Here is a 24,511-nt window from a genome sequence, read left to right as displayed (position 1 = left end):
CCTCTTCTCGACCTGAGGGAAGGGCGTTTCGGGCTCCGTCGCTGCCGCCGCGGTCCCAGCAGAACGGCACGACCCGAAGAGCACCGGATACGGACGGTCCCGTATCCGGTGCTCTTCGCCGTGTCCGGGGTGCGCGGACGGCTCGCGCGCAGCACGCTGAAGGCATGGCACACGCACCGCACCATCCGCACGTCGTGGTGCACTCGCCGGGCCTGGACGGCTCCCGGCGGGTCACCGCGGACGACCACAACCTCGGCGTCGCCTCCCACCTGGACGATGTCGTGGAGCTGCTGCGCCTCGCCGATCTCGACCGGATCGAGGTCGAGGACGAGGACATCGTGGAGTGGCAGGGCGGCGGCCCGGACGACTGGCCGGGGCTGTCCGAGCACCCTCAGCCGTGAGCCCGCCTACACCCGGCGGCGTAGACGGGCTACGGAACCCTCAAATCAACCTCTGAACCCGCCCCCGGAGGCTTCAACCGCCCCCGGGGGCGGGCACATTGTCGTCACGCGGTGCCCGCCGGCACGGGGGCGGCGGGCACCGCGTGACGGGGGATACGGGGGATACGGGGGGACGGATACCGGGGGGACAGGGCATGCCGAAGGGGCGGCCCATCCCCCCGGCTGGGCCGCCCCTGTGGTCGCTGCGGTACGTCAGGCCTTCAGCGTCCTGATCGCCGTTGGGGCGTGCCCCGGCTCCGTCGCGAGCTCCTCGAACTCGGTGACGTCGCTGATGTCGGCGGTCTTGCTCATCGCGATGTTGGTGACCCGCTCCAGGATCGCCTCGACGACGACCGGCACCCGGTACTCGGCGGCCAGCTTCTTGGCCTCCTCGAAGGCCGGCAGCAGCTGGTCGGGCTCGGTGACGCGGATGGCCTTGCAGCCGAGGCCCTCGACGACCTTGAGGTGGTCGACGCCGTAGACGCCCAGCTCCGGGGAGTTGATGTTCTCGAACTCCAGGTTGACCTGGAAGTTGATGTCGAGACCGATCTGCGCCTGCCGGATCAGACCGAGGTAGGCGTTGTTGACCAGGACATGGACGTACGGGATCTTGTGCTGCGCGCCGACGGCCAGCTCCTCCAGCATGAACTGGAAGTCGTAGTCGCCGGAGAGGGCGACGACGGGCGTCTGCGGGTCGGCCTTGGCGACGCCGAGCGCGGCCGGGAGGGTCCAGCCGAGCGGACCGGCCTGACCGCAGTTGATCCAGTGCCGCGGCTTGTACACGTGCAGCATCTGGGCGCCCGCGATCTGCGAGAGGCCGATCGTGGTGACGTAGCGCGTCTCGGGGCCGAAGGCCTTGTTCATCTCCTCGTAGACGCGCTGCGGCTTCATGGGCACGTTGTCGAAGTGCGTACGGCGCTGGAGGGTGGCCTTGCGCTCCAGGTGGGAGGCGACCCAGGCAGAGCGGTCGGGAAGCTTGCCCGCCGCCTTGAGCTCGCGTGCGATCTCGACGAAGAGCTCCAGGGCGGCCTTGGCGTCGGAGGCGATGCCGTAGTCCGGGGCGAAGATCTTGCCGATCTGGGTGGGCTCGATGTCGACGTGGACGAACTTGCGCTCGCCCCGGTAGACGTCGAGCTTGTAGCCAGTGTGCCGGTTGGCCCAGCGGTTGCCGATGCCGAGGACGAAGTCCGACTCCAGGAACGTGGCGTTGCCGTAGCGGTGCGAGGTCTGGACGCCGACCATGCCGGCGTTCAGCTCGTGGTCGTCCGGGATGGTGCCCCAGCCCATCAGGGTGGGGATGACCGGGGTGTCGGTGAGTTCCGCGAACTCGACGAGCAGGTCGGAGGCGTCCGCGTTGATGATGCCGCCGCCGGCGACGATCAGCGGGCGCTCGGACTCCAGCAGGAACCTGATCGCCTTCTCGGCCTGGGCGCGGGTGGCGGCCGGCTTGTAGACGGGCAGCGGCTCGTAGGTCTCCGGGTCGAACTCGATCTCGGTGAGCTGGACGTCGATCGGCAGGTCGATGAGGACCGGACCGGGACGGCCTGAGCGCATGAGGTGGAAGGCCTGCTGGAAGACGCCGGGGACCTGGGCGGCCTCCAGGACGGTGGTCGCGGCCTTGGTGACCGGTTTGGCGATCGAGGCGATGTCGACGGCCTGGAAGTCCTCGGTGTGCAGTTTGGCGACCGGCGCCTGGCCGGTGATGCACAGGATCGGGATCGAGTCGGCGATCGCCGAGTACAGGCCGGTGATCATGTCGGTGCCGGCGGGCCCTGAGGTGCCGATGCAGACACCGATGTTGCCGGGCCGGGTGCGCGTGTACCCCTCGGCCATGTGGGAGGCGCCCTCGACGTGCCGGGCGAGCGTGTGGTCGATGCCGCCGCCCTCCTTGAGGGCGCGGTAGAAGGGGTTGATCGCCGCGCCGGGCACACCGAACGCGTTGGTGACGCCCTCGCGCTTGAGGATCTCAACTGCCGCGCGGGCAGCGGTCATACGGGCCATCGAGTACTCCCTGCTTCGGCTGCCGGATTCGCACTCCCGTCGCGCCCCGCGGTGAGCACTTCCGTACGCTCGAAATTCCACATTACGGAAACTAACTTCTACTATCTGGAATCAATGTAAGTGGAGGGGTGAAGGGCGTCAAGAGACGGACAAGCGGGGGTTCGCTGGAGGACGATGGGAGCGCTGTCCCGACGTGCGGTCGTTCTGGAGTGGGCCATGTCCGAGAACGTGTCGGTGCGCTGCCCGGTCTGCCGGCGCGAGCACTTCTATGCGGCACCGTCCTATCCGTGCGCCTGCGGGGCGCCGGTGACACCGGCGCTGGACCGGCGGGCGCGTGCGACGACGGTCACGCACCGCTCCTGGGAGGACGACTGGGTGACGGTCCTGTGCGCGCGCTGCGGGCGCACGGGCGAGTGGCCGCACCCGGAGGTGGGCTGCGCGTGCGGAGCGGTCCTGCGCGTTCCGGTCACCCCGGAGGCGGTCGGCATCACGACGAGCCGACGCGTCGAGCAGTCCCGCCGACGCACCTTCCAGCCGGTGACGATCCGCACGGCGCGCGACGCGGTGACGGCAGCGGCCCTGTACCTGCGCTGGCTCGGCTACCAGGACATCCGCCGCGCCGACCAGCGCCCCCCGAACGGCATCGGCCTCGCCGCCCGAGGCCTCCTCGCCCAGGTCGACCCCACCGTCCGCCCGGCCTCACTCCGCGACGTCGAATGCCTGTGGCTCACCGCCATGACGGAGTCCGCGCACTGCGTCTACTTCTCCCTGGCCGGCTACGCCACAGAGGCCCGCACAGTCGCCGACGCCCTGGGGGTACCCCTGTTCGTCCTCGACCTGACGGGAACACCCCAGCCGGTGAACGGCCTGGCGGACGAACTGGATTCCACGGGCGCCTGAAGGTACGTATCCGCTTAGGCGCGCCTACCCTTCCCCGTACGTCTCCCGCAGCTCCACCTTGCGTACCTTCCCCGACACCGTCATCGGGAACGACTCCAGTACCTGGAGTCGGCTCGGCACCTTGTAGTGGGCTAGGCGGCCCTCGCAGAAGGTGTGGATGTCCTCCAGGGTCGGCGGGTCGGCCGGGTCGCGGGGGATGACGCAGGCGAGGACCTCCTCGCCGTACCGCTCGTGGGGAACTCCGACGACCTGGACGTCCGCGATCTTCGGGTGGGCGTAGAGGAACTCCTCGATCTCGCGCGGGTAGATGTTCTCGCCGCCCCGGATGATCATGTCCTTGATGCGGCCGACGATCTCGACGTAGCCGTCCTCGCGCATCACGGCCAGGTCGCCGGTGTGCATCCAGCGGCCCGTGTCGATCGACTCGGCGGTCTTCTCGGGCTCGTTCCAGTAGCCGAGCATCACGCTGTAGCCGCGGGTGCACAACTCCCCCGCCTCACCGCGGGGTTGCGTCACACCCGTCACCGGGTCGACCACCTTCACCTCGATGTGGGGCAGGACGCGGCCGACCGTTCCGGTGCGGTGTTCCAGGTCGTCGTCCCGCCGCGTCTGGAGCGACACCGGGGACGTCTCGGTCATGCCGTAGCAGATGGAGACCTCCGCCATGTGCATCTCGGCGACCACCCGTTTCATCACCTCCACCGGACACGGCGAGCCCGCCATGATGCCGGTGCGCAGGGAGGAGAGGTCGTACGACGCGAAGTCCGGGTCGTTCAACTCCGCGATGAACATGGTCGGTACGCCGTAGAGGGAGGTGCAGCGCTCCTGCTGTACGGCGTCCAGTGTCGCCTTCGGGTCGAAGGACGAGGCCGGGATCACCATGCAGGCGCCGTGCGAGGTCGCCGCCAGATTGCCCATCACCATGCCGAAGCAGTGGTAGAAGGGCACCGGGATGCAGATCCGGTCCTGTTCGGTGTACGCGATCGACTCCCCCACGAAGTATCCGTTGTTGAGGATGTTGTGGTGGGAGAGGGTCGCCCCCTTCGGGAAGCCCGTCGTCCCCGACGTGTACTGGATGTTGATCGGGTCGTCGCAGGACAGCTCCGGGTACGGCGCCGGGGTCGCCCGGGCGAGGAGCGCGTCCCAGCTCGGATCGCCGATGAACACCGTCTCCCTCAACCGCGGGCAGGCACCCCGCACTTCCTCCACCATCGCCCGGTAGTCGCTCGTCTTGTGACTGAGGGACGCGAACAACAGGGAGATCCCGGCCTGGTTGAGCACGTACTCGACCTCGTGGGTGCGGTACGCCGGGTTGATGTTCACCATGATCGCGCCGATGCGGGCGGTGGCGTACTGGACCAGCACCCACTCGGGGCAGTTGACCGCCCAGATGCCCACCCGGTCACCCTTGGCGACCCCGCTCGCCATCAGCGCGTACGCCAACTCCTCGACGTCGGCGGCGAATTCGCCGTAGGTCCAGCGTCGTCCGGACGGTACGTCGACCAGTGCCTCGCGGTCCGGCCGGCTCGCCACCGCCCGGTCGAGGTTCGCGCCGATCGTGTCCCCGAGCAGTGAAGTCCCGCTCGTCCCATGGGTGTAGGAGCTCATCGGAAGTCCTCCTCGCGGTACTCGGCGGCCGAACCGGCGGCGGTGGCCTCGCGCAGCTCGATGCGGCGGATCTTGCCGGAGACGGTCTTGGGCAGCGGCGCGAACTCCAGGCGGCGGATGCGCTTGTAGGGCGCCAGGACGTCCCGTGAGTGCTCGAAGAGGACCTTCGCGGTGTCAGGGCCTGGCTCCCAGCCCTCCGCAAGGACGACGTACGCCTTCGGCACCGCCAGCCGCAGTTCGTCCGGCGCGGGCACGACGGCCGCCTCGGCGACCGCCTCGTGCTCCAGCAGCGCGCTCTCCAGCTCGAAGGGGCTGATCTTGTAGTCGCTGGCCTTGAAGACGTCGTCGCTGCGGCCGATGTAGGTGAGGTAACCGTCCGCGTCCCGGGACGCCACGTCCCCGGTGCGGTAGTAGCCGCCCGCCATCGCCTCCGCCGTACGGTCCGCGTCGCCGTGGTAGCCGGTCATCAGGCCGACGGGCCGCGCGGACAGGTCGAGCGCGATCTCGCCCTCGTCGGCACCCGGAGCGCCGGTCACCGGGTCGAGGAGTTCCACGCGGTAGCCGGGGCTGGGCCGTCCCATGGAGCCGGTCTTCAGTGGCTGGCCGGGGCTGTTGGAGACCTGGACCGCCGTCTCCGTCTGACCGAAACCGTCCCTGATCGTCACTCCCCACGCCCGCCGCACCTGCTCGATGACCTCGGGGTTCAGGGGCTCGCCCGCCGCCACCGCCTCCCTGGGCGGGGTCCGCAGTTGGGTGAGGTCGGCCTGGATGAGCATCCGCCACACCGTGGGAGGGGCGCAGAAGGTGGTCACGCCCGCGCGGTCCATCTCCGCCATCAGACGGGCCGCGTCGAAGCGCGTGTAGTTGTGGAGGAAGACGGTCGCCTCCGCGTTCCAGGGCGCGAACAGGTTCGACCACGCGTGCTTGGCCCAGCCGGGCGAGGAGATGTTCAGATGCACGTCGCCGGGCTTGAGGCCGATCCAGTACATGGTGGCCAGGTGCCCGACCGGGTACGAGGTGTGGGTGTGCTCGACCAGCTTGGGGCGGGCGGTGGTGCCCGAGGTGAAGTAGAGCATCAGCGGGTCGTCGGCCCTGGTCGGGCCGTCCGGGGTGAAGTCCGGAGCGGCGGCGTACGCGTCCTCGTAGCGCCGCCAGCCCTCGGGGGCGCCGCCGACCGCGATCCGGGTGTAGTCGCCGGGCACGTCGTCGAACTTGCCGGTGTCCTCCGACCGTACGAGCACCTGGCGCACCCGCCCGCGCTCGACGCGGTCGCGCAGGTCGGCGGGGCCCAGCAGCGGCGTGGCCGGGATGACGACGGCGCGCAGCTTCATCGCGGCGAGGGCGGTCTCCCACAGCTCGGCCTGGTTCCCGAGCATCACCAGGACGCGGTCCTCGGCGCGCACGCCCTGGTCGCGCAGCCAGTTCGCGATCCGGTCGGAGCGCTCGGACAGTTCGGCGAAGGACAGCCTGACCTCGGCGCCGTCCCCCTCGACGATGTGCAGGGCGGTCCGGTCGTTGCCGTCGGCGATGACGTCGAACCAGTCGAGCGCCCAGTTGAAGCGCTCGGGCCGGGGCCAGGTGAAGCCCTCGTAGGCCGTCGCGTAGTCCTCGCGGTGGGCGAGCAGGAAGTCCCGCGCTGCGCGGAACGACTCCGTCGTCATCTGTCCTCCTCAGGGGCCGGACCATTGCCGGGCGGCTCTCTGTCATCGTTTACTCCGTGATGCAGGTCTCACTACCCCCGAACGGGGGTGTGCGCCGCGGCGAAAGGACGAACGGGTGGCTACGGACGCGGCGGAGATCCGCAACGCGCTGGTGCGGCTGCGGCGGACGACCGGGCTCCCGGTCGCCTTCGGCGGGCTCGTGGAGGCCGGCCGCCCGCAGATGCGCATCAGCGAACTGAGCGGCACGGCGACGGTCGCGCTGCGCGCCCTGGCGGTGACCTCGGGCAGCGGCCTCGGCGGCAGGGCGGTCGCCCTCGCCCGCCCGTGCGCGGTGACGGACTACTCCGCGTCCCGGCAGATCAGCCACGAGTACGACGCCCCGGTCGCCACCGAGGGCCTGCGCTCGATCGTGGCGGTGCCCGTCGTCGTGCGGCGCCGGGTGCGGGGTGTGCTGTACGGCGCGCTGCGCACCGTACAGCCGCTGGGTGACCGGGTGCTGGGCGCGGCGATGGAGGCGGCGCGGGACGTGGAGCAGGCGCTGGTGGTGCGCGAGGAGGCGAGGGAGCTGGTGGCGGCGGCCGAGCCGGCCGGGGTGGACCCCGTGTCGCGGGAACAGGTCCGGGAGGCGCACGCGGCGCTGCGGGCGCTGGCGCCGCGGATCACCGACCCGGCGCTGCGGGCCGAACTCCTCGACGCGTGCGGGCTGCTCACCGCGCGGCAGCGACCGGTCCGCGCGGCCCTCGCCCCGCGTGAGCTGGACGTCCTGGCCTGTGTGGCCGAGGGAGCGACCAACGCGGCGGCCGCCGAGCGGCTGGGGCTGCGGCCGGAGACCGTCAAGGGGTATCTGCGCTCGGCCATGCGCAGGCTGGGCGCGCGCACCCGCGGGGAGGCGGTGGCCGCGGCGCGCCGGGCGGGGCTGCTGCCCTAGAACGTTGCCCCACCATTCATTCAGCTGTGCTTTGAATTTCCCCATACTTTGAGGTTGTTATGTGCCTCACCACGTCTCCCCTCCGGATTTCAAAGATTCGTTGCCTAGAATTTGGCCCGGACACGACACGAGGGGAGCGGCGACCGTGCAACGGGACTTCCAGGAGCCTGCGAGATGCCGCCCCGACCTGGTCATCGGCCGGGAGGAGGTGTTCAGCCAGGCCCGGGAGCAGCTCGTCCGGGGCGGCAGCGTGCTGCTGCACGGCCCCGCCGGAATAGGAAAGTCCACCGTCCTGCGGGCATTGGCCGCCGATAACGGCGACTCGGCCCGCACCGTCCTGCGCTGCTCGGCCACCGAGTCCGAATCCCATCTCCCCTTCCTCGCCCTCGCCGACCTGCTCGGTCTGGTCCTCGACGAGGTCTCCGGGAAGCTGCCCGCCGCACAGCGCACCGCGCTGGAGTCGGCGCTCACCGGCCGCGGCGAGTCCACCCTCCAGCGCGACGGCCTCGCCCTGCGCCTCGCCGTGCTGTCGGCGCTGCGCGCGCTCGCCGCCGAGGGCCCGGTGCTGATCGTCGCCGACGACGTGCAGTGGCTGGACTCCGCCAGCGCCGAACTCCTCGGCTTCGCGGCCCGCCGCCTCGGCGACACCCCGGTGCGGATGCTGTGCGCGGTGCGGACCGAGGGTCAGGAGTACGACCGCCATCTACGCGCGTCCCCGCCGGACACCCTCGCCCTGCGCGTCAACCCGCTCTCCCGCACCCAGGTCTCCGAACTGCTCGGCCACCGCGGCTACACCGGCCTGCCCCGCTCCACGGTCCGCGACATCCACCGCACCAGCGGCGGCAACCCGCTCTTCGCCCTGGAACTCGGCCGCGCCCTCAGCGAGAACCCCACCCCGCCCCGGCCCGGCGAGCCGCTCCCGGTGCCCACTTCGCTGCGCACCCTCGTGCTGAACCGACTGGAGATGCTCTCCGACGAGGCCCGCCGCACCCTCCTCGTCGCGAGCGCCGGCGCCCGCCCCACCCCCGCCCTGCTGCGCGCGGCCGGCCGGGAGAACGCCGAGGCGGAGACCGCCCAGGCCGCCGCCCTCGGCCTGCTGGCCACCGAACCCGAGGGCCCCGCCGTACGGTTCGCGCATCCGCTGATCTCGGCCGCGCTGTACGCGGAGGCGCCGGCGCACGAGAGACGGGCGGCGCACGCCGCGCTGTCGAAGGCCGCCTCCGACCCCATCGAGCGGGCCCGGCATCTCGCCCTGGCCACCACCGGCACCGACCCGGACACCGCCGACAGCCTCGCCGAGGCCGCCTCCCTAGCCCGGGACCGCGGCGCCCCCTCGGTCGCCGCCTCCCTCGGACTGCTCGCCGCCCGCCACACCCCCGCCGAGGCCGACCCCGACGCGCGGCGCCTCCAGGCCGCCGAGGACGCCATCACCGCCGGCGAGCTGGATCTCGCCCGGGACATCGCCCGGGACGTGCTGACCCGGGCGACCGTGCCCGCCGAGCGGGTGCGGGCCTGGATCATCGTGATCGACACCGCGGGCCACGCCATGACGGAGGTCGACTCGGTCTTCCCGCAGGCCCTGGCCGACGCGGGCGACGACCCGCAGTTGCTCGCCCTGATCCACTACCAGCTGACCTGGCGGGCCGTCCTGGTGGACGGTGACTTCGACCAGGCCCGCGAGGAGGCGGCGCACTCGGCGGCGCTCGCCGCGCGGGCCGGCGACCGCTACAACGAGCTGATGGCGCTGGCCTTCCAGGCCCAGATCGAGACGCTCATGGGCCATCCGGACGCCCCCGCGACCATCAAGCGCGCCCTGAAGGAACCCCAGGACCCGCGGGTGTCGTGCCACCACAACGGCGCAGGCTACTCCCGGTTCCGCTGGCTGATCATGAGCGACCAGCTGGCCGAGGCCCGTGCGACGGTCACCGCGCTGCTGCGCGAGGTCCAGCGCACCGGCGCGGTCGAGAGCGAGGTGCACTTCCTGCGCGGGGTCGCCGAGACGGAACTGCGCTCCGGGCACTGCGGGCGCGCCCTCGACCTCGCCCGGGAGAGCCTGATGATGGCCCGGGACACCGGCATCGGCGAGGTCGCCTCCGCGGTCCTCACCTCGCTCGGGGAGGCCTCGGGCGGCGATGTCGAGCGAGCCCTGGAGCTGGCCCGGGAAGCGGTCGCCCACGCCGAGGAGGACGGCGACCAGATGTACGTCTCCCGTGCGCTGACCGCCCTCGGCTACGCCCAGCTGGTCGCCGGGGACGCCGAGGCCGCCGTCCGCTCGCTGCGCCGGGTGCGCGAGCTGGAGCAGGGACTCGGCATCACCGACCCGGCCCGGGGCCGCTGGCAGGGCGATCTCGCCGAGGCCCTCGTCCGGACCGGCGAGCTGCGCGAGGCCCAGGACGTCATCGAGGTCACCCGGGAGCAGGCGCTGCGGCTGGGCCGGGAGAGCGTGCTCGCGGTGCTGGACCGCGCCGAGGGGCTGCTGCGGGCCGCCCGCGGTGAACACGAGGCCGCCCTCGCCCAGTTGACGTCGGTACAGGACCGGCTCGCCAAACTCGGGTACGGCCTGGAGGAGGCCCGCACCGCCTTCGCGCTGGCCCAGCTGCGCACCCGGCGCCCGGGTCCGACGTCGTTCGACGAGGCGGCCCGCCTCTTCCGGCGCTGCCGGGCGCTGCCCTGGCTGCGGCAGGTCGACGCGGCGACCGTCGTACCGGCGACCGAACCGGAGCCGCCGGCCGCGCCCGCCCCGACGACCGACGCCCTCGAAGGGCTCGCGGCGATGGAGCGTCAGGTCGCGGCGCTCGTCATGGAGGGCGCGACCAACCGGGAGATCGCCGCGCGGCTGTTCATCAGCGTCAAGACGGTCGAGGCGACCCTGACCCGGGTCTACCGCAAGCTGGGGATCCGCTCGCGGGTGGACATCGTCCGGCTGGCGGCGGGGCGCCGTACGAAGTGAGACAGCGCGGGATTTACTGACCCGCGTGGTGTTTCCTGCGGCCGACCGAGGGTTTTCCCTGCCCAACTCCCCTAGGGGGTTCCCTCATTGGGAAGGGGAACTTCCCGGTTCTAGGTTATGAACGTGCCGCTCGCCCGGGCATACGGGGGTCGGTCCCGCGACCCCCGTGCTCACCCCCCACACCCGCGCGTCCCCCCACCGGCAACCCCCACTGAGGAGACTCATGTTCGGGCTCAACCGCGCCAAGAGAACCGCGGCCGTCGTGGCGGCCACCGCTGCGGCCGCAGCGACCGCGCTGCTCGGCGCCCCCTCCGCCGTAGCCGCTCCCCAGCCCATCGTCGGCGGTTCCACGACCACGACGACCTCGTACCCGTTCATGATGCAGATCACGGACTCGTCCCAGAACCAGTTCTGCGGCGGCACCCTGGTCTCCTCGACCAAGGTGGTGACGGCGGCCCACTGTATGGTCGGCGAGACCACGAGCAGCGTCCGTGTCGTCGGCGGCCGGACCTACCTCAACGGCACCAACGGCACGGTCAGCCGGGTCAGCAAGATCTGGATCAACCCCAGCTACACGGACGCCACCAACGGTGACGACGTGGCCGTCCTGACCCTCTCGACGGCGATGTCGTACACCCCGGCGTCGTACGTCTCCTCGTCCCAGACCGGTGTGTACGCGGCGGGCACCACCGCCCGCATCCTCGGCTGGGGCACCACCTCGGAGAACGGCAGCTCCTCCAACCAGCTGCGGACCGCGACCGTGCCGATCGTGTCCGACTCCAGCTGTGCGAGCTCCTACGGTTCGGACTTCGTCCAGTCCGACATGGTTTGCGCCGGATACACCTCCGGCGGCGTAGACACCTGCCAGGGCGACAGCGGCGGTCCCCTGCTCATCGGGGGCGTCCTGGCAGGGATCACTTCTTGGGGCGAGGGCTGCGCGGAGGCCGGTTACCCGGGTGTCTACACCCGGCTGACCACCTTCTCCAGCCTGGTGACCGCACAGGTCAACTCATAGGTCCCAGAAGTTCTCCTGAGCACCCCTCAGGTGAAGTACCAGGGGGCGTTGCGGGCCTCCACGAGCGGCCCGCAGCGCCCCCTATCCATGTCTTCCAAAAAGGGCTGGCGGTCGGCGGTGAGCTTCCCGGCGGCGCCCTGGACTCCCTTGAACGGTGTGCCTGTTCGGTGACTCCAGTCCATCGCCACCGGGGTCCGCGACCAAGGAGCAGCCCGCACGGCCAGTCCCGTCGACAGGGCGAGCCCGGGCGCGCGGAACGGCACGAAGGCCATCCCCTCGCGCGGCAGCGCGGCCACCAGGGGGTCGGACCACAAGGGCAGTACGCGTACGCCGGGGACGGGCTCGACGGCCCGTACGAACGCGGCGTCGAGCTGCCCACCGGCGACCCGCGTCAGCCGCTCGGCGGCGGGCAGGGAGACCAGTTCGACCGGCACCTGCGGCGCCCGTCGGGTGAACGCGGCGAGGACGCGGTCCAGATGCTCGCCGAGTCCGGTGCTGGTGCCGATCCGGAGGCCGGGCGGTGGGGCGAACGGTCGAACAGGTCGGCAGCCAGCTCCCGCTCCAGTCGCTGGATCTGCTGACCGACCGCGGACTGCACGATGTGCAAACGCTCGGCGGCCCGCCCGAAGTGCAGTTCCTCGGCGACGGTCACGAAGCAGGCGAGCCGGCGCAGTTCCATGGTCCGGACTCTAGGACGGCCGTACGACGGTCCCGAACCGGATGTCGTACGACGTCCCGGGATGCATGGTGGCGAGCATCCGCGCCCCCTCCTGGGTGACCTCGTCCCGCCGGCCCTTGGTCAGCTTGCCGAAGGGCTCGATGACGAGGGCGTGACTGTCCGGGGCGTCCTTCTCCAGCTTCCACACGCCCGCGAGGAAGCCGTCGACGAGGAAGGTGGCGTACACCATGTTCCCCACCCAGCTGCGGCCCCAGTACGCGGCCGGGATCACCCGGGTGCGGTCGGCGTGGGAGAGGAGGAGGTTGTCGAACTCGGGGAGGAAGCGGGGCGGGGCCGGGGTGTCGGCGTCGGGGCGCGGGGCGTCGGGGAGGTCGAAGAGTTCGACGCCGTGCTCGTCGCGGAAGGTCAGGAGCTGCGGGCGCAGGCGCTCGAAGGCTTCGCGCAGGCGGGTCAGGCCGGCCCAGGTCTGCATGTCCTTGACGGAGGCGGGGCCGAAGGCGGCGAGGTAGCGCAGGACGGTGGCGTCGGGGGCGGGGGTGGGTTCGGCGGGGCGGCCGAGCCAGTGCTCGGCGGTGGTGAGGGCCACCTGGCCGCTGTGACCCCACAGTCCACGCGGGGTGACCTGGACGAGGGGGAGCCGGCAGCGGGCGGCGATCGCGAGGGACTGCGGGTCGGCGTCGGGCCACTCTTCGAGCAGCGCCTCGCGGAGCTGCTTCATGGTGCGGGGCTCGGTCTCGACGAGATCGCGGGCGAGGGCGGCGAGCCGGTCCAGGTCGACGCCGGCGAGTCCCTTGCGGAAGTTCGTGAGTTCGCGGTCGCGGGCGGCCTGGACGAGCGGGCGCAGGGTGAGGGTGTCGGCGGCGGTGTGGGTGTGGATGGTCGACCGCATGGTGACGATCCGGACGACCTCACGATCGGCCATGAGACCGGACAGCTCCTCGGGGGCGAACCCCTCCAGGCGGGCGGCGAGCGCGTAGTAGGGCGGCTTGACGTTCTGCGCCTGGAGACCGAGCAGATGCTCCACCGCAGCCTTCGCCGTCAGCGAGGAACGCTCCAGCAGCAACTGCCGGTCGAGGGTCGCCCGGTTGAGGGCGCGGGGGTCGAGCACGGGGGCCGTCTTCGTCATACCGCGCACGCTAACGCCCGTTGAGGACACCTTCTGTCCGCAACGCAACCGGATCCCCCACCGACACACCCCCATCGCCACCCGCCCGGCAGGCCCCGCCCCCAACCGACATCACCTCCCGCGGGCCCTACCCCCAACCGACATCACCTCCCGCGGGCCCCGCCCCACCGACACCGCTTCCCACACGACCCGAACCCGCCACGACCCGCCTCCCACACCCCCGACCCACACGACCCAAACCCCCCGGCCCGATTCCCGCACCCCCGACCCAACCGACACCACCCCCCGCAGGACCCACCCCACCGACACCACTTCCCACACGACCCGAACCCGCCACGACCCGCCTCCCACACCCCCGACCCACACGACCCAAACCCCCCGGCCCGATTCCCGCACCCCGGCCCCATCGACACGACTGGCCCACACCACCCAGCCCCGTCCGCGCCGGCACCCGCACGACCTGGCCCCGTCGACGCCGGCCCGCACACCACCCGGCGCCATCCATGCCGACACCCGCGCCACCCAGTCCCATCCATACCGACGCCCGCACCACCCAGCCCCGTCGACACCCGTCCCACCCCGCCCAGGTCCGCCCGCGTCACCGCCCACACCGCCCGAACCCGACAGCCGATTCCTGCACCCCTGCCCTCATCAACGCCACTGCCCGCCCCCGCCCAGTCCCGTTGACGCAGGCACCCGCACCGCCCAGCCCCGTCGATGCGGACACCCGCACCCCGCCCCCACCAACGCCAACGCCCGCACCCCCGGCCCCGTCGACGCCGATGCCCACACCACCGCCCCCCGTCGACGTCCGACCCGACGACGCCCCACCCGACCCGGTCGGCGTCGTTTGCCGCGTATATCCTGCTCGCTGATCACGCAGCCGGTGACTCGAGCCGAGAGGCAGCCGTGATGTCCGAGCGACGCGTTCGTCCGACCGCGAAGGGCCGCGGGAAGTCCGCCTGGCTCCGTGCCCTGGCCCCGGCAGCCCCTCCCCCGCCGACGGAGAGACAGCCCGCCGACCGGTCCGACCCGGTGACCACCGAGGCGGAGCCGCCGAGCATCGTCCAGGCGGCTCTGTACCGGGACGGCGTCCGGGTCTCCGCGCCGGCGACCCTCGCCGAGACCTTCCGCGAGCTGCGAGAGCAGCGTGAGCAGCGGTCCGGCATGGCATGGATCGGTCTTGCCCGTCCGACCGAGGCGGAACTCCTCTCCCTGGCAGCCGAGTTCAATCTGCATCCGCTCGCGGTCGAGGACGCGATGGAGGCCCATCAGCGGCCCAAGCTCGAACGCTACGGCGAGACCCTCTTCGTCGTCCTGCGGGCCGCCCGCTATCTGGACGCCCCGGAGGAGGTCGACTTCGGAGAGCTGCACGTGTTCGTGGGCCCCGACTTCGTCATCACGGTCCGGCACGGCGCGGCCCCCGACCTGTCGGCGGTCCGCAGCCGCATGGAGGCCTCGCCCGACCTGCTGAAGCTCGGCCCGGAGGCGGTGCTGTACGCCATCCTGGACGCCGTGGTCGACGGCTATGTCCCGGTCGTGGCGGGCGTGCAGAACGACGTCGACGAGATCGAGACGGAGGTCTTCCGGGGCGACCCGGAGGTCTCCCGCCGGATCTACGAACTCTCCCGCGAGATGGTCGAGTTCCAGCGCGCCACCCGCCCCCTGGTCGGCATGCTGCACGGCCTGATGGCCGGCTTCTCCAAGTACGGCACCGACGACGAACTCCAGCGCTACCTCCGCGACGTCGCCGACCACGTCACGCACACCAGCGAACGCGTCGACGGCTTCCGTCAGGCCCTCACGGAGATCCTCACCGTGAACGCGACGCTGGTCACCCAGCAGCAGAACGCCGAGATGCGGGCGTTGGCCGAGGCGGGGTTCGAGCAGAACGAGGAGATCAAACGCATCTCCTCGTGGGCCGCCATCCTCTTCGCGCCCACCCTCGTCGGCACCATCTACGGCATGAACTTCCAGCACATGCCCGAACTGGGGTGGACCTTCGGGTATCCCTTCGCGATCGGGCTGATGGGCGTGATCTGTGTCGGGCTGTACGTGATCTTCAAGCGGCGCGACTGGCTCTGAGGGACCGGTCCGCTACGACGACACGGCGGCCGGTGCCGGGCCGACCAGCTCCGTCAGTACGTCCTCCATGGTCACGAACCCGAGGACGGCCCCCTTCTCCCCGGTCACGGCGGCCAGATGGCTGCCGTCGGCGCGCAGGGCGGTGAGGGTGTCGTCCAGCGGGGTGTCGATGCGGACCCGGGTGACCGGGTGCAGGGCGGTGCGCGGGAAGGGGCGGTCGCGGTCGGCGTTGCCGAGGGTGTCCTTGATGTGCAGGTAGCCGAGGAGCGTGCCCTGCGGGCCGGTGACCGGGAAGCGGGAGTAGCCCGCCTCGGCGGCCACCCGCTCAAGGCGCGCCGGGGTGACCGAGGCGTCGACGGTGCGCATCCGCTGGACCGGGACGAGGATCTCGCCGACCGGGCGGGTGCCCAGCTCCAGGGCGTCCCGCAGCCGTTCGCCGTCGGCGGGCGAGAGCAGTCCGGCCTCGCTCGCGTCGAGGACCATCCGGGCCAGCTGGTCGTCGGTGAAGACCGACTCCACCTCGTCCTTCGGCTCGACCCGCAGCAGCTTCAGCAGGGTGTTGGCGAAGGCGTTGATGCCGAACACGACCGGCCGCAGCAGCCGGGTCAGGGCCACCAGCGGCGGGCCGAGCACCAGCGCGGTCGCCACGGGGGCCGCCAGGGCGATGTTCTTCGGCACCATCTCGCCGATCAGCATGTGCAGATAGGTCGCCAGTGCCAGCGCGATCACGAACGCGATCGGATGCACCAGGCCGTCCGGGATGTGGGCCGCCTCGAAGCCGGGCTCCAGCAGATGGGCGATGGCCGGTTCGGCGACCGCGCCGAGCACCAGGGAGGAGACGGTGATGCCGAGCTGGGCGGTCGCCATCATCGCGGAGAGGTGCTCCAGGCCCCACAGGGTCATCCGGGCCCGCTTGTCGCCCTCCTTCGCGCGCGGCTCGATCTGGCTGCGGCGCACGGAGATCAGGGCGAACTCGCCGCCCACGAAGAACGCGTTGGTCAGCAGCGTCAGGGCGCCGATGAGAAGCTGCACGGCGGTCATCGGGACTCCTCCCCCACCTGGACCGGCACCTGGGCCGGTGCGGTGATGCGGACACGGTCGGCGCGGTGGTGCTCGACGTCGAGCACGTCCAGCAGCCAGCCGTCGAGCGCGACGACGTCGCCCTTGACGGGGATGCGGGCCAGTCGGGTGGCGACGAGGCCCGCGACGGTCTCGTACGGGCCATCCGGGGCGGCGAGTCCTATCGCCTCCAGTTCGTCCAGCCGGACGGAGCCTTCCGCCTCCCAGGCGCCGACGCCCACGGGCTGCAGGTCCGGCGCCTCGACGGGGTCGTGCTCGTCGCGGACCTCGCCGACGACCTCCTCGACGATGTCCTCCACCGTGGCGACGCCCGCCGTACCGCCGTACTCGTCGATGACCACAGCCATGGTGCGGGTCGCGCGCAGCCGCTCCAGGAGCCGGTCCGCGGGCAGGCTGTCCGGCACCAGCAGGGGCTCGGTGGCCAGTTCGGTGACCGGCGTGACGGACCGCTTCTCCGGCTCCAGGGCCAGCACGTCACGGATGTGGACGCTGCCGATCACCTCGTCGAGGCTGTCGCGGTAGACCGGGAAGCGGGACAGGCCGGTGGCGTACGTCAGGTTGGCCGCGTCGGCGGCCGTGGCGTGTGCCTCCAGGGCCTGGACGTCGACGCGCGGGGTCATCACGTTCTGCGCGGTCAGCTCGCCCAGGTGCAGGGTGCGCACGAACAGTTCGGCGGAGTCCGCCTCCAGGGCGCCCTCGGCCGCCGAGTGCTCGGCGAGCGCGACGAGCTCCTCGGGGCCGCGGGCGGAGGCCAGCTCCTCGGCGGGCTCCAGGCCGAGACGTCGTACGACCCGGTTCGCGGTGTTGTTGAGATGGCCGATGAACGGGCCGAACGCGGCCGTGAAGCCGCGTTGCGGTCCGGCCACCACCTTCGCGACGGCCAGCGGCCGGGAGATCGCCCAGTTCTTCGGCACCAGCTCGCCGATCACCATCAGCACGACCGTGGACAGCGCCACGCCGAGGACGGTCGCCACCGTGGGGGCGGCCCCGCCCAGGCCGAGGGCCTCCAGCGGGCCCCGCAGCAGCGCGGCCAGGGACGGCTCGGCGAGCATGCCGATCACCAGCGAGGTGACGGTGATGCCGAGCTGGGCGCCGGAGAGCTGGACGGTCAGCCGGCGTACGGCCTTCAGGGCGCCCTCGGCGCCGCGCTCGCCCGCCTCGGTGGCGCGCTCCAGCTCACCGCGCTCGACGGTGGTCAGGGAGAACTCGGCCGCGACGAACACGGCGCAGGCCAGTGTGAGCAGGAGGGCCAGCAGGAGCAGCAGGACCTCGGTCACCGCGCCACCCCCGTTGTCCGGAACGGGCGGGAGTCGGCGCGGTCGGTACTGGGAGGCTCACCCATCGCGGGCTCGTGTCTCCTTCTCTTTTTCGACGGATCCTCGGCGGATCGGGGGTGTGGACGCATCCCCATGGTAAAGGACACGCAAAGCACGCTGGTCAAGTGCACAACGCTCGGGACTTCCCCGTTGTTCCGCCGATGGGTGGTTTACCTCGCCCGGAGTCGGCAAGGCGGACAGGATGCCGCCCTCCGCCTCCACAGCCGTAACTCCCGTAAGAGACGTAACCCGCCCCACAGGTTCCAGAACAGCGGCGGCCGAACAACCCCGGCAGCGGGACGCGTTCTTCGACAACGCCAAGTACCTGGCGATCGTGCTGGTGGCGATGGGGCACGCCTGGGAGCCGCTGCGCTCGGACAGCCGTGCGGTGACCGCGCTCTACATGGTCGTGTACGCCTTCCACATGCCGGCGTTCATCGTGATCTCGGGCTACTTCTCGCGGAACTTCGACGCGAGCCCGGCGAAGATCAGGCGTCTGGTCACCGGCGTCGTGGTCCCCTACGTCGTCTTCGAGACGGCGTACACCTACTTCACCCGCTGGTCCGACGGCGAACCCGACCGTGCGATCAGTCTGCTGGACCCGCTGTATCTGACCTGGTTCCTGGCGGCGCTGTTCATCTGGCGGCTGACCACGCCGATCTGGCGGGCGGTGCGGTGGCCGATGCCGATCGCGCTCGCCGTCGCGGCGCTGGCCACGCTCACGCCGTCCATCGGCAAGGACCTCGACCTCCAGCGCACGCTTCAGTTCCTGCCGTACTTCGTGCTCGGTCTGTGTCTGCGGCCCGCGCACTTCAGTCTGGTCCGGCAGTGGCGGGTACGGCTCGCGGCGGTGCCGGTCATGGCGGCCACGCTCCTGTTCGCGTACTGGGCGGTGCCGCGCATGGACTACGCCTGGTTCTTCCACAAGGACGCCGCCGCGGACTTCGCCGTGCCCGACTGGTACGGGCCCCTCATGACCCTGGCCCTGTTCGGCTGTTCGCTGGTCCTGGTCGGCTGCTTCCTCTCCTGGGTGCCGGGGCGCCGGATGTGGTTCACCGCGCTGGGCGCGGGCACGCTCTACGGCTATCTGCTGCACGGCTTCGTCATCCAGGCGGCCAACCACTGGCACTGGTCCCACGTCGAGTGGTTCCATCAGCCGCTCGGCAAGGTCACCGTCTCCGTCGTGGCCGCCGCGGTGGTGACGGTGTTGTGCACGGGGCCGGTGCGGCGGGTGTTCCGGTGTGTGATGGAGCCGCGGATGAACTGGGCCTTCCGCAGGGAGGTCTGACCTCGGTTCGAACGGGCACTCGTATTGTCACCAACGACTGAGGGGTGGCAGACCGCTCATGGAGATTTCCGGCGTCATCAGCGCCATCGTCATCGGCATCGTGATCGGTGTCCTCGGCCGGCTCGTCGTCCCGGGCCGGCAGCGCATCGGCGTCCTGTGGACGATCGTGATCGGCATCGTCGCCGCGTTCATCGGAACCGGCATCGCCTCCGGCCTGGACGTGGCCGACACCAAGGGTGTCGACTGGGTCGAGTGGCTCATCCAGATCGCCCTCGCCGCCCTCGGCGTGGTCGCGATCAGCAAGGTCAAACTGCGTCGGTGAGGGGTGGCGGTCGGCCAGTGCACCAGGTCACATTCCGAGCGAGAACAAGGTCACAGGCCTGCACTCTGCTGGAACTTCAGTGATCTGCCCTAGCATCCGAGCATGACGGTCCTGCCTGACGACGGGCTCGCGCTGGCCGCCGAGTTCCCTGACGCGACACACGAACAATGGCAACACCTCGTAGCCGGGGTGCTGCGCAAGTCGGGCAAGGAGGTCTCGGACACGGCGGCGGAGGATGCTCTGGCCACCGTGCTCGAGGACGGGCTCGGCGCCCGCCCCCTGTACACCGCGCGCGACGCCGCACCCGACCCCGGCCTCCCCGGCTTCGCCCCGTTCGTCCGCGGCGGCCGGGCCGCGGGCAACACGGTCGGCGGCTGGGACGTCCGCCAGCGGCACGCGACGGCCGACGGCCAGGCGGTCCTGACCGACCTGGAGAACGGCGTCACCTCCGTGTGGCTGCCGCTCGGCGAGGGCAGCGGCATCCAGGTCTCCGAGCTGGGCCGGGTCCTCGACGGCGTCTATCTCGACCTCGCGCCCGTCGTCCTCGACGCGGGCGCCGAGACCGAGGCCGCCGCACTCGCACTGTTCAAGGTCCACGAGGAGCGGGGCGTCGCCCCCGACGCCGTGCGCGGCAACCTCGGCGCCGACCCGCTGGGCTTCGAGGCCCGCACCGGGCGGTCGTACGACCTCGCACCCGTGCTGAAGCTCGTCGGGCGCCACCCCGGCCTGCGCGCCCTGACCGTGGACGCGCTGCCGTACCACGAGGCCGGCGGCTCGGCCGCGCAGGAGCTGGGCGCCTCGCTGGCGACCGGCGTCGCGTATCTGCGCGCGCTCACCGAGGCCGGGTTCAGTGCCGAACAGGCCTGCGCCCAGCTGGAGTTCCGCTACGCGGCGACCGCCGACCAGTTCCTGACCATCGCCAAGCTGCGCGCGGCGCGCCGGCTGTGGGCCCGGGTCGCGGAGGCGTGCGGGGTGCCGAAGGCGGGCGCCCAGGTGCAGCACGCGGTGACCTCGCCGGTGATGATGACGCGCCGCGACCCGTGGGTGAACATGCTGCGGGCCACGATCGCCACGCTGGCCGCCGGTGCCGGTGGCGCCGACGCCGTGACGGTGCTGCCCTTCGACCAGGAGCTGGGGGTGCCGGACGCGTTCGCCCGCCGTATCGCCCGCAACACCTCCACGGTCCTCATCGAGGAGTCCCACCTCGCCCGGGTGATCGACCCGGCGGGCGGTTCCTGGTACGTGGAGCGGCTGACCGACGAACTCGCCCACGCGGGCTGGGAGTTCTTCCGCACGATCGAGCGGGACGGCGGACAGGCGGCCGTGCTGCGCTCGGGCCGGCTGCGCACCGACCTGGCGACGACCTGGGCGGAGCGCTCCAAGAAGCTCGCCAAGCGGCGTGAACCGATCACCGGTGTCAGCGAGTTCCCGCACCTGGCCGAGAAACCGGTCGTGCGCGAGCCCGCGCCCGAGCCGCTGACCGGCGGACTGCCCCGGGTGCGCCGCGACGAGGCCTACGAGGAGCTGCGCGCCCGCTCCGACGCCCACCTGGCCGCCACCGGCGGCCGACCCCGCGTCTTCCTGGCCGCGCTCGGCCCGGCCGCCGCGCACACCGCACGGCTGACCTTCGCCGCGAACCTCTTCCAGGCGGGCGGCATCGAGGCCGTCACCGAGGGCACCTTCGCGGACAGCGGTGCCACCGAGGTGTGCCTGTGCTCCAGTGACGCGCTGTACGCGGAGCAGGCCGAGGACACCGCCCGGGAGCTGCGCGCGGCGGGTGCCACGCATGTCTCCCTCGCCGGCCGCCCGGCGGAGTACGCGGGCGTGGACTCCTATGTCTTCGCCGGCTGTGACGCCGTCTCCGTTCTGACCGACGCTCTCGACCGCTTGGGGGTCTCCCGATGACCGTCCCCGACTTCTCCGGGATCGAACTCGGAACCCCGGCCGCCACCGGCACCGCCGACGACTGGCAGGCGGCCGTCAAGAACGCCGGTGACGGCGACGACCTGCTCTGGGAGACCCCGGAGGGCATCCCGGTCAAGCCGCTGTACACCGGGCAGGACCTGGAGGGCCTGGACTTCCTGGACACGCGTCCGGGCGTCGCGCCGTATCTGCGCGGGCCGTACCCGACGATGTACGTCAACCAGCCCTGGACGATCCGCCAGTACGCGGGGTTCTCCACCGCCGAGGAGTCCAACGCCTTCTACCGCCGCAATCTCGCGGCCGGACAGAAGGGGCTGTCGATCGCCTTCGACCTGCCCACGCACCGGGGTTACGACAGTGACCACCCGCGCGTGACCGGTGACGTCGGCATGGCGGGCGTGGCCATCGACTCGATCTACGACATGCGTCAGCTCTTCGACGGCATCCCGCTGGACAGGATGACCGTGTCGATGACGATGAACGGCGCCGTGCTGCCGGTGCTCGCGCTGTACATCGTCGCCGCGGAGGAACAGGGCGTACCGCCCGAGAAGTTGGCCGGGACCATCCAGAACGACATCCTCAAGGAGTTCATGGTCCGCAACACCTACATCTATCCGCCGTCGCCGTCGATGCGGATCATCTCGGACATCTTCGCGTACACCTCGCAGCGGATGCCGCGGTACAACTCCATCTCGATCTCCGGCTATCACATCCAGGAGGCGGGTGCGACGGCCGACCTGGAGCTGGCGTACACCCTCGCGGACGGTGTGGAGTACATCCGCGCGGGGCGTGAAGCGGGCCTGGACGTCGACGCGTTCGCGCCCCGGCTGTCGTTCTTCTGGGCGATCGGCATGAACTTCTTCATGGAGGTCGCCAAGCTGCGCGCGGCACGCCTGCTGTGGGCGAAGCTGGTCAGGCAGTTCGACCCGAAGAACACCAAGTCCCTTTCCCTGCGCACCCATTCGCAGACCTCCGGCTGGTCGCTGACCGCGCAGGACGTGTTCAACAACGTCACGCGCACCTGCGTGGAGGCGATGGCGGCGACGCAGGGCCACACCCAGTCGCTGCACACCAACGCCCTCGACGAGGCGCTCGCGCTGCCCACCGACTTCTCCGCGCGCATCGCCCGCAACACCCAGCTGCTGCTCCAGCAGGAGTCGGGCACCACCCGGGTCATTGACCCGTGGGGCGGCAGCGCGTACGTCGAGAAGCTGACGTACGACCTCGCGCGCAAGGCCTGGCAGCACATCCAGGAGGTCGAGGCGGCGGGCGGCATGGCCAAGGCCATCGACGCCGGCATCCCCAAGCTGCGCATCGAGGAGGCCGCGGCCCGCACCCAGGCCCGCATCGACTCCGGCCGGCAGCCGGTGATCGGCGTGAACAAGTACCGGGTGGCGAACGACGAGGCGATCGACGTCCTCAAGGTCGACAACTCCTCCGTGCGCGCCCAGCAGATCGAGAAGCTGCGCCGGCTGCGCGCCGAGCGGGACGAGCGGGCCTGCCAGGACGCCCTCGACGCGCTGACCCGCGCGGCGGGCGGTGCGGGCAACCTGCTGGAGCTGGCCGTGCACGCGGCCCGCGCGAAGGCGACCGTCGGTGAGATCTCCGACGCCCTGGAGAAGGTGTACGGCCGGCACGCGAGCCAGATCCGTACGATCTCCGGCGTGTACCGCAACGAAGCAGGGGAGTCCCCGTCCGTGGACCGCACCCGCGCCCTGGTCGACGCCTTCGAGGAGGCGGAGGGCCGGCGCCCGCGCATCCTGGTCGCCAAGATGGGCCAGGACGGCCATGACCGCGGGCAGAAAGTCATCGCGACCGCCTTCGCCGACCTCGGCTTCGACGTCGACGTCGGCCCCCTGTTCCAGACCCCGGCCGAGGTGGCCCGGCAGGCCGTCGAGGCGGACGTGCACATCGTCGGGGTGTCGTCCCTCGCGGCCGGTCACCTCACCCTCGTCCCGGCGCTGAAGGAGGCGCTGGCCGAGGAGGGGCGCGAGGACATCATGATCGTCGTCGGCGGGGTGATCCCGCCGCAGGACGTGCCGATCCTCCTTGAGATGGGCGCAGCGGCCGTGTTCCCGCCCGGGACGGTGATCCCGGACGCGGCCCACGACCTGGTGGAGCGGCTGTCGTCGGACCTCGGGCACGCCCTGTGATCGATGTCGACGCGTATGTGAAGGGCGTGCTCGACGGGAAGCGGGCGATCATCGCGCGCGCCATCACGCTCGTCGAGTCCACCCGACCCCAACACCGGGTGCTGGCGCAGGAGTTGCTCACCGAGCTGCTCCCGCACAGCGGCCGGTCGCGGCGGATCGGGATCAGCGGGGTGCCCGGCGTCGGCAAGTCCACCTTCATCGACGCGTTCGGCACGATGCTGACCTCACTGGGGTACCGGGTCGCGGTTCTCGCGGTGGACCCGTCCTCCACCCGGACCGGCGGCTCGATCCTCGGCGACAAGACCCGCATGGAGCGCCTGGCCGTCGACCCGGCGGCTTTCGTGCGCCCCTCCCCCACCGCCGGCACGCTGGGCGGTGTGGCCAAGGCGACCCGTGAGTCGATCGTGGTGATGGAGGCCGCGGGATACGACGTGATCCTGGTGGAGACCGTCGGCGTCGGCCAGTCGGAGACCACGGTCGCCAACATGGTCGACACCTTCCTGCTGCTGACCTTGGCCCGTACCGGCGACCAGCTCCAGGGCATCAAGAAGGGCGTCCTGGAGCTCGCCGACGTGATCGCCGTGAACAAGGCGGACGGCCCGCACGAGCGTGACGCGCAAGCAGCCGCACGCGAGTTGGCCGGCGCGCTGCGCCTCATGCACGGCAAGGACGCGTTCTGGACGCCGCCGGTGCTCAGTTGCAGCGCCCGCCAGTCGACCGGCCTCGACACGGTCTGGGAGCGGATCGAACAGCACCGCACCCTGCTGGACTCCACCGGCCGCCTGTCCGCCAAGCGGCGTGACCAGCAGATCGACTGGACCTGGAGCATGGTCCGCGACGAGCTCCTGGACCGGCTGAACGCCGACCCGGCGGTGCGCGCCGTCGCTCCCGGGCTCGAACAGCGGGTCAGGGAGGGCGAGTTGACGGCCACCCTAGCCGCCGAGCGGATCCTGAAGGCCTTCGGGAGCCGTACGCCCACGGAGGACTGAGGGCCCAACCCTCCGGCCTGCGCCAGAATGGTCGTACGAAACCCCGT

At 71.4% G+C, this 24,511-nt stretch carries 19 protein-coding genes; 11 read left to right on the top strand and 8 right to left on the bottom strand.

Annotated features, from left to right (window positions below; translation table 11 throughout):
* Positions 1–164 precede the first annotated feature (164 nt).
* Positions 165–401 carry a hypothetical protein gene (locus tag ACIHIX_RS07900; protein WP_399951358.1) on the top strand — a complete coding sequence of 79 codons (237 nt, stop codon included), beginning with the start codon at positions 165–167 and terminating at the stop codon, positions 399–401.
* Between the two features lie 252 nt (positions 402–653).
* Here the strand turns inward: ACIHIX_RS07900 and gcl are convergent, their stop codons facing one another.
* Positions 654–2,441: a glyoxylate carboligase gene (gene gcl, locus ACIHIX_RS07895; RefSeq protein WP_399951355.1), complete on the bottom strand. Its 1,788-nt coding sequence runs from the start codon at positions 2,439–2,441 to the stop codon at positions 654–656.
* A gap of 216 nt (positions 2,442–2,657) precedes the next feature.
* Between gcl and ACIHIX_RS07890 the strand changes: the two genes are divergently transcribed.
* The gene (locus ACIHIX_RS07890) at positions 2,658–3,341 is read left to right on the top strand and encodes a hypothetical protein (RefSeq protein WP_399951352.1); all 684 of its coding nucleotides are present in this window, start codon (positions 2,658–2,660) and stop codon (positions 3,339–3,341) included.
* 24 nt (positions 3,342–3,365) lie between these two features.
* Here ACIHIX_RS07890 and ACIHIX_RS07885 read toward each other — a convergent pair whose 3' ends face one another.
* Both ACIHIX_RS07885 and ACIHIX_RS07880 read right to left on the bottom strand, forming a co-directional pair.
* Positions 3,366–4,949, bottom strand: a complete 1,584-nt coding sequence (locus ACIHIX_RS07885; RefSeq protein ID WP_399951349.1) for an AMP-binding protein — start codon at positions 4,947–4,949, stop codon at positions 3,366–3,368.
* On the bottom strand, positions 4,946–6,610 hold the full coding sequence (locus ACIHIX_RS07880; protein ID WP_399951346.1) for an AMP-binding protein: 1,665 nt from the start codon (positions 6,608–6,610) through the stop codon (positions 4,946–4,948). Before ACIHIX_RS07880 ends, ACIHIX_RS07885 begins: the two co-directional genes overlap by 4 nt.
* A 115-nt stretch (positions 6,611–6,725) precedes the next feature.
* Between ACIHIX_RS07880 and ACIHIX_RS07875 the strand changes: the two genes are divergently transcribed.
* The 3 genes from ACIHIX_RS07875 to ACIHIX_RS07865 all read left to right on the top strand — a co-directional run bounded on the left by ACIHIX_RS07875 (position 6,726) and on the right by ACIHIX_RS07865 (position 11,503).
* On the top strand, positions 6,726–7,538 hold the full coding sequence (locus tag ACIHIX_RS07875) for a response regulator transcription factor (RefSeq protein WP_399951343.1): 813 nt from the start codon (positions 6,726–6,728) through the stop codon (positions 7,536–7,538).
* Positions 7,539–7,683: 145 nt separating this feature from the next.
* The gene (locus ACIHIX_RS07870; protein WP_399951342.1) at positions 7,684–10,488 is read left to right on the top strand and encodes an ATP-binding protein; all 2,805 of its coding nucleotides are present in this window, start codon (positions 7,684–7,686) and stop codon (positions 10,486–10,488) included.
* 223 nt (positions 10,489–10,711) lie between these two features.
* Positions 10,712–11,503, top strand: a complete 792-nt coding sequence (locus tag ACIHIX_RS07865; RefSeq protein WP_399951339.1) for a S1 family peptidase — start codon at positions 10,712–10,714, stop codon at positions 11,501–11,503.
* A gap of 26 nt (positions 11,504–11,529) precedes the next feature.
* On the opposite strand, the gene ACIHIX_RS07860 is transcribed toward ACIHIX_RS07865, so the two are convergent.
* Genes ACIHIX_RS07860 through ACIHIX_RS07850 form a run of 3 tightly spaced genes read right to left on the bottom strand, consistent with a single transcriptional unit; the run spans position 11,530 to position 13,308 of the window.
* A complete protein-coding gene (locus tag ACIHIX_RS07860) occupies positions 11,530–11,979 on the bottom strand; it encodes a LysR substrate-binding domain-containing protein (RefSeq protein ID WP_399951954.1) in 450 nt (149 codons plus the stop codon).
* A complete protein-coding gene (locus tag ACIHIX_RS07855) occupies positions 11,895–12,182 on the bottom strand; it encodes a LysR family transcriptional regulator (RefSeq protein WP_399951336.1) in 288 nt (95 codons plus the stop codon). Before ACIHIX_RS07855 ends, ACIHIX_RS07860 begins: the two co-directional genes overlap by 85 nt.
* A 10-nt stretch (positions 12,183–12,192) precedes the next feature.
* A complete protein-coding gene (locus ACIHIX_RS07850) occupies positions 12,193–13,308 on the bottom strand; it encodes a winged helix DNA-binding domain-containing protein (protein WP_399951333.1) in 1,116 nt (371 codons plus the stop codon).
* 912 nt (positions 13,309–14,220) lie between these two features.
* On the opposite strand from ACIHIX_RS07850, the gene ACIHIX_RS07845 reads away from it, so the two are divergent.
* Entirely contained in the window at positions 14,221–15,393 is a 1,173-nt protein-coding gene (locus ACIHIX_RS07845; protein ID WP_399951331.1) for a magnesium and cobalt transport protein CorA, read from the top strand.
* Between the two features lie 12 nt (positions 15,394–15,405).
* Here ACIHIX_RS07845 and ACIHIX_RS07840 read toward each other — a convergent pair whose 3' ends face one another.
* Positions 15,406–16,434: a hemolysin family protein gene (locus ACIHIX_RS07840; RefSeq protein ID WP_399951328.1), complete on the bottom strand. Its 1,029-nt coding sequence runs from the start codon at positions 16,432–16,434 to the stop codon at positions 15,406–15,408.
* Positions 16,431–17,750 (bottom strand): hemolysin family protein, encoded by a 1,320-nt coding sequence (locus ACIHIX_RS07835; RefSeq protein WP_399951326.1) that lies wholly within the window; start codon positions 17,748–17,750, stop codon positions 16,431–16,433. Before ACIHIX_RS07835 ends, ACIHIX_RS07840 begins: the two co-directional genes overlap by 4 nt.
* 241 nt (positions 17,751–17,991) lie before the next feature.
* On the opposite strand from ACIHIX_RS07835, the gene ACIHIX_RS07830 reads away from it, so the two are divergent.
* From ACIHIX_RS07830 to meaB, 5 genes are all read left to right on the top strand, one after another.
* Positions 17,992–19,077 (top strand): acyltransferase family protein, encoded by a 1,086-nt coding sequence (locus ACIHIX_RS07830; protein ID WP_399951323.1) that lies wholly within the window; start codon positions 17,992–17,994, stop codon positions 19,075–19,077.
* Between the two features lie 58 nt (positions 19,078–19,135).
* Complete coding sequence (locus ACIHIX_RS07825; protein ID WP_399951321.1) at positions 19,136–19,399, top strand: GlsB/YeaQ/YmgE family stress response membrane protein; 264 nt, start codon at positions 19,136–19,138, stop codon at positions 19,397–19,399.
* 102 nt (positions 19,400–19,501) lie between these two features.
* Complete coding sequence (locus ACIHIX_RS07820) at positions 19,502–21,304, top strand: methylmalonyl-CoA mutase family protein (protein ID WP_399951318.1); 1,803 nt, start codon at positions 19,502–19,504, stop codon at positions 21,302–21,304.
* Positions 21,301–23,475 carry a methylmalonyl-CoA mutase gene (gene scpA, locus ACIHIX_RS07815; RefSeq protein WP_399951315.1) on the top strand — a complete coding sequence of 725 codons (2,175 nt, stop codon included), beginning with the start codon at positions 21,301–21,303 and terminating at the stop codon, positions 23,473–23,475. The genes ACIHIX_RS07820 and scpA overlap by 4 nt, the downstream gene beginning before the upstream one ends.
* The gene (meaB, locus tag ACIHIX_RS07810; RefSeq protein ID WP_399951312.1) at positions 23,472–24,464 is read left to right on the top strand and encodes a methylmalonyl Co-A mutase-associated GTPase MeaB; all 993 of its coding nucleotides are present in this window, start codon (positions 23,472–23,474) and stop codon (positions 24,462–24,464) included. Before scpA ends, meaB begins: the two co-directional genes overlap by 4 nt.
* Positions 24,465–24,511: the final 47 nt, after the last annotated feature.

The sequence above is a fragment of the Streptomyces sp. NPDC051913 genome, from assembly GCF_044593635.1.
GTDB lineage: Bacteria > Actinomycetota > Actinomycetes > Streptomycetales > Streptomycetaceae > Streptomyces.
This window is presented reverse-complemented; position numbering and strand designations above follow the sequence as displayed.

Coding starts and splice junctions, on each gene's coding strand:
- ACIHIX_RS07890 (WP_399951352.1), top strand. CDS start 2,658: ATGTCCGAGAACGTGTCGGTGCGCTGCCCGGTCTGCCGGCGCGAGCAC.
- ACIHIX_RS07820 (WP_399951318.1), top strand. CDS start 19,502: ATGACGGTCCTGCCTGACGACGGGCTCGCGCTGGCCGCCGAGTTCCCT.
- ACIHIX_RS07830 (WP_399951323.1), top strand. CDS start 17,992: ATGCCGCCCTCCGCCTCCACAGCCGTAACTCCCGTAAGAGACGTAACC.
- ACIHIX_RS07840 (WP_399951328.1), bottom strand. CDS start 16,434: ATGACCGCCGTGCAGCTTCTCATCGGCGCCCTGACGCTGCTGACCAAC.
- ACIHIX_RS07855 (WP_399951336.1), bottom strand. CDS start 12,182: ATGGAACTGCGCCGGCTCGCCTGCTTCGTGACCGTCGCCGAGGAACTG.
- ACIHIX_RS07880 (WP_399951346.1), bottom strand. CDS start 6,610: ATGACGACGGAGTCGTTCCGCGCAGCGCGGGACTTCCTGCTCGCCCAC.
- ACIHIX_RS07850 (WP_399951333.1), bottom strand. CDS start 13,308: ATGACGAAGACGGCCCCCGTGCTCGACCCCCGCGCCCTCAACCGGGCG.
- ACIHIX_RS07865 (WP_399951339.1), top strand. CDS start 10,712: ATGTTCGGGCTCAACCGCGCCAAGAGAACCGCGGCCGTCGTGGCGGCC.
- ACIHIX_RS07825 (WP_399951321.1), top strand. CDS start 19,136: ATGGAGATTTCCGGCGTCATCAGCGCCATCGTCATCGGCATCGTGATC.
- ACIHIX_RS07845 (WP_399951331.1), top strand. CDS start 14,221: ATGTCCGAGCGACGCGTTCGTCCGACCGCGAAGGGCCGCGGGAAGTCC.
- ACIHIX_RS07900 (WP_399951358.1), top strand. CDS start 165: ATGGCACACGCACCGCACCATCCGCACGTCGTGGTGCACTCGCCGGGC.
- ACIHIX_RS07885 (WP_399951349.1), bottom strand. CDS start 4,949: ATGAGCTCCTACACCCATGGGACGAGCGGGACTTCACTGCTCGGGGAC.
- gcl (WP_399951355.1), bottom strand. CDS start 2,441: ATGGCCCGTATGACCGCTGCCCGCGCGGCAGTTGAGATCCTCAAGCGC.
- scpA (WP_399951315.1), top strand. CDS start 21,301: ATGACCGTCCCCGACTTCTCCGGGATCGAACTCGGAACCCCGGCCGCC.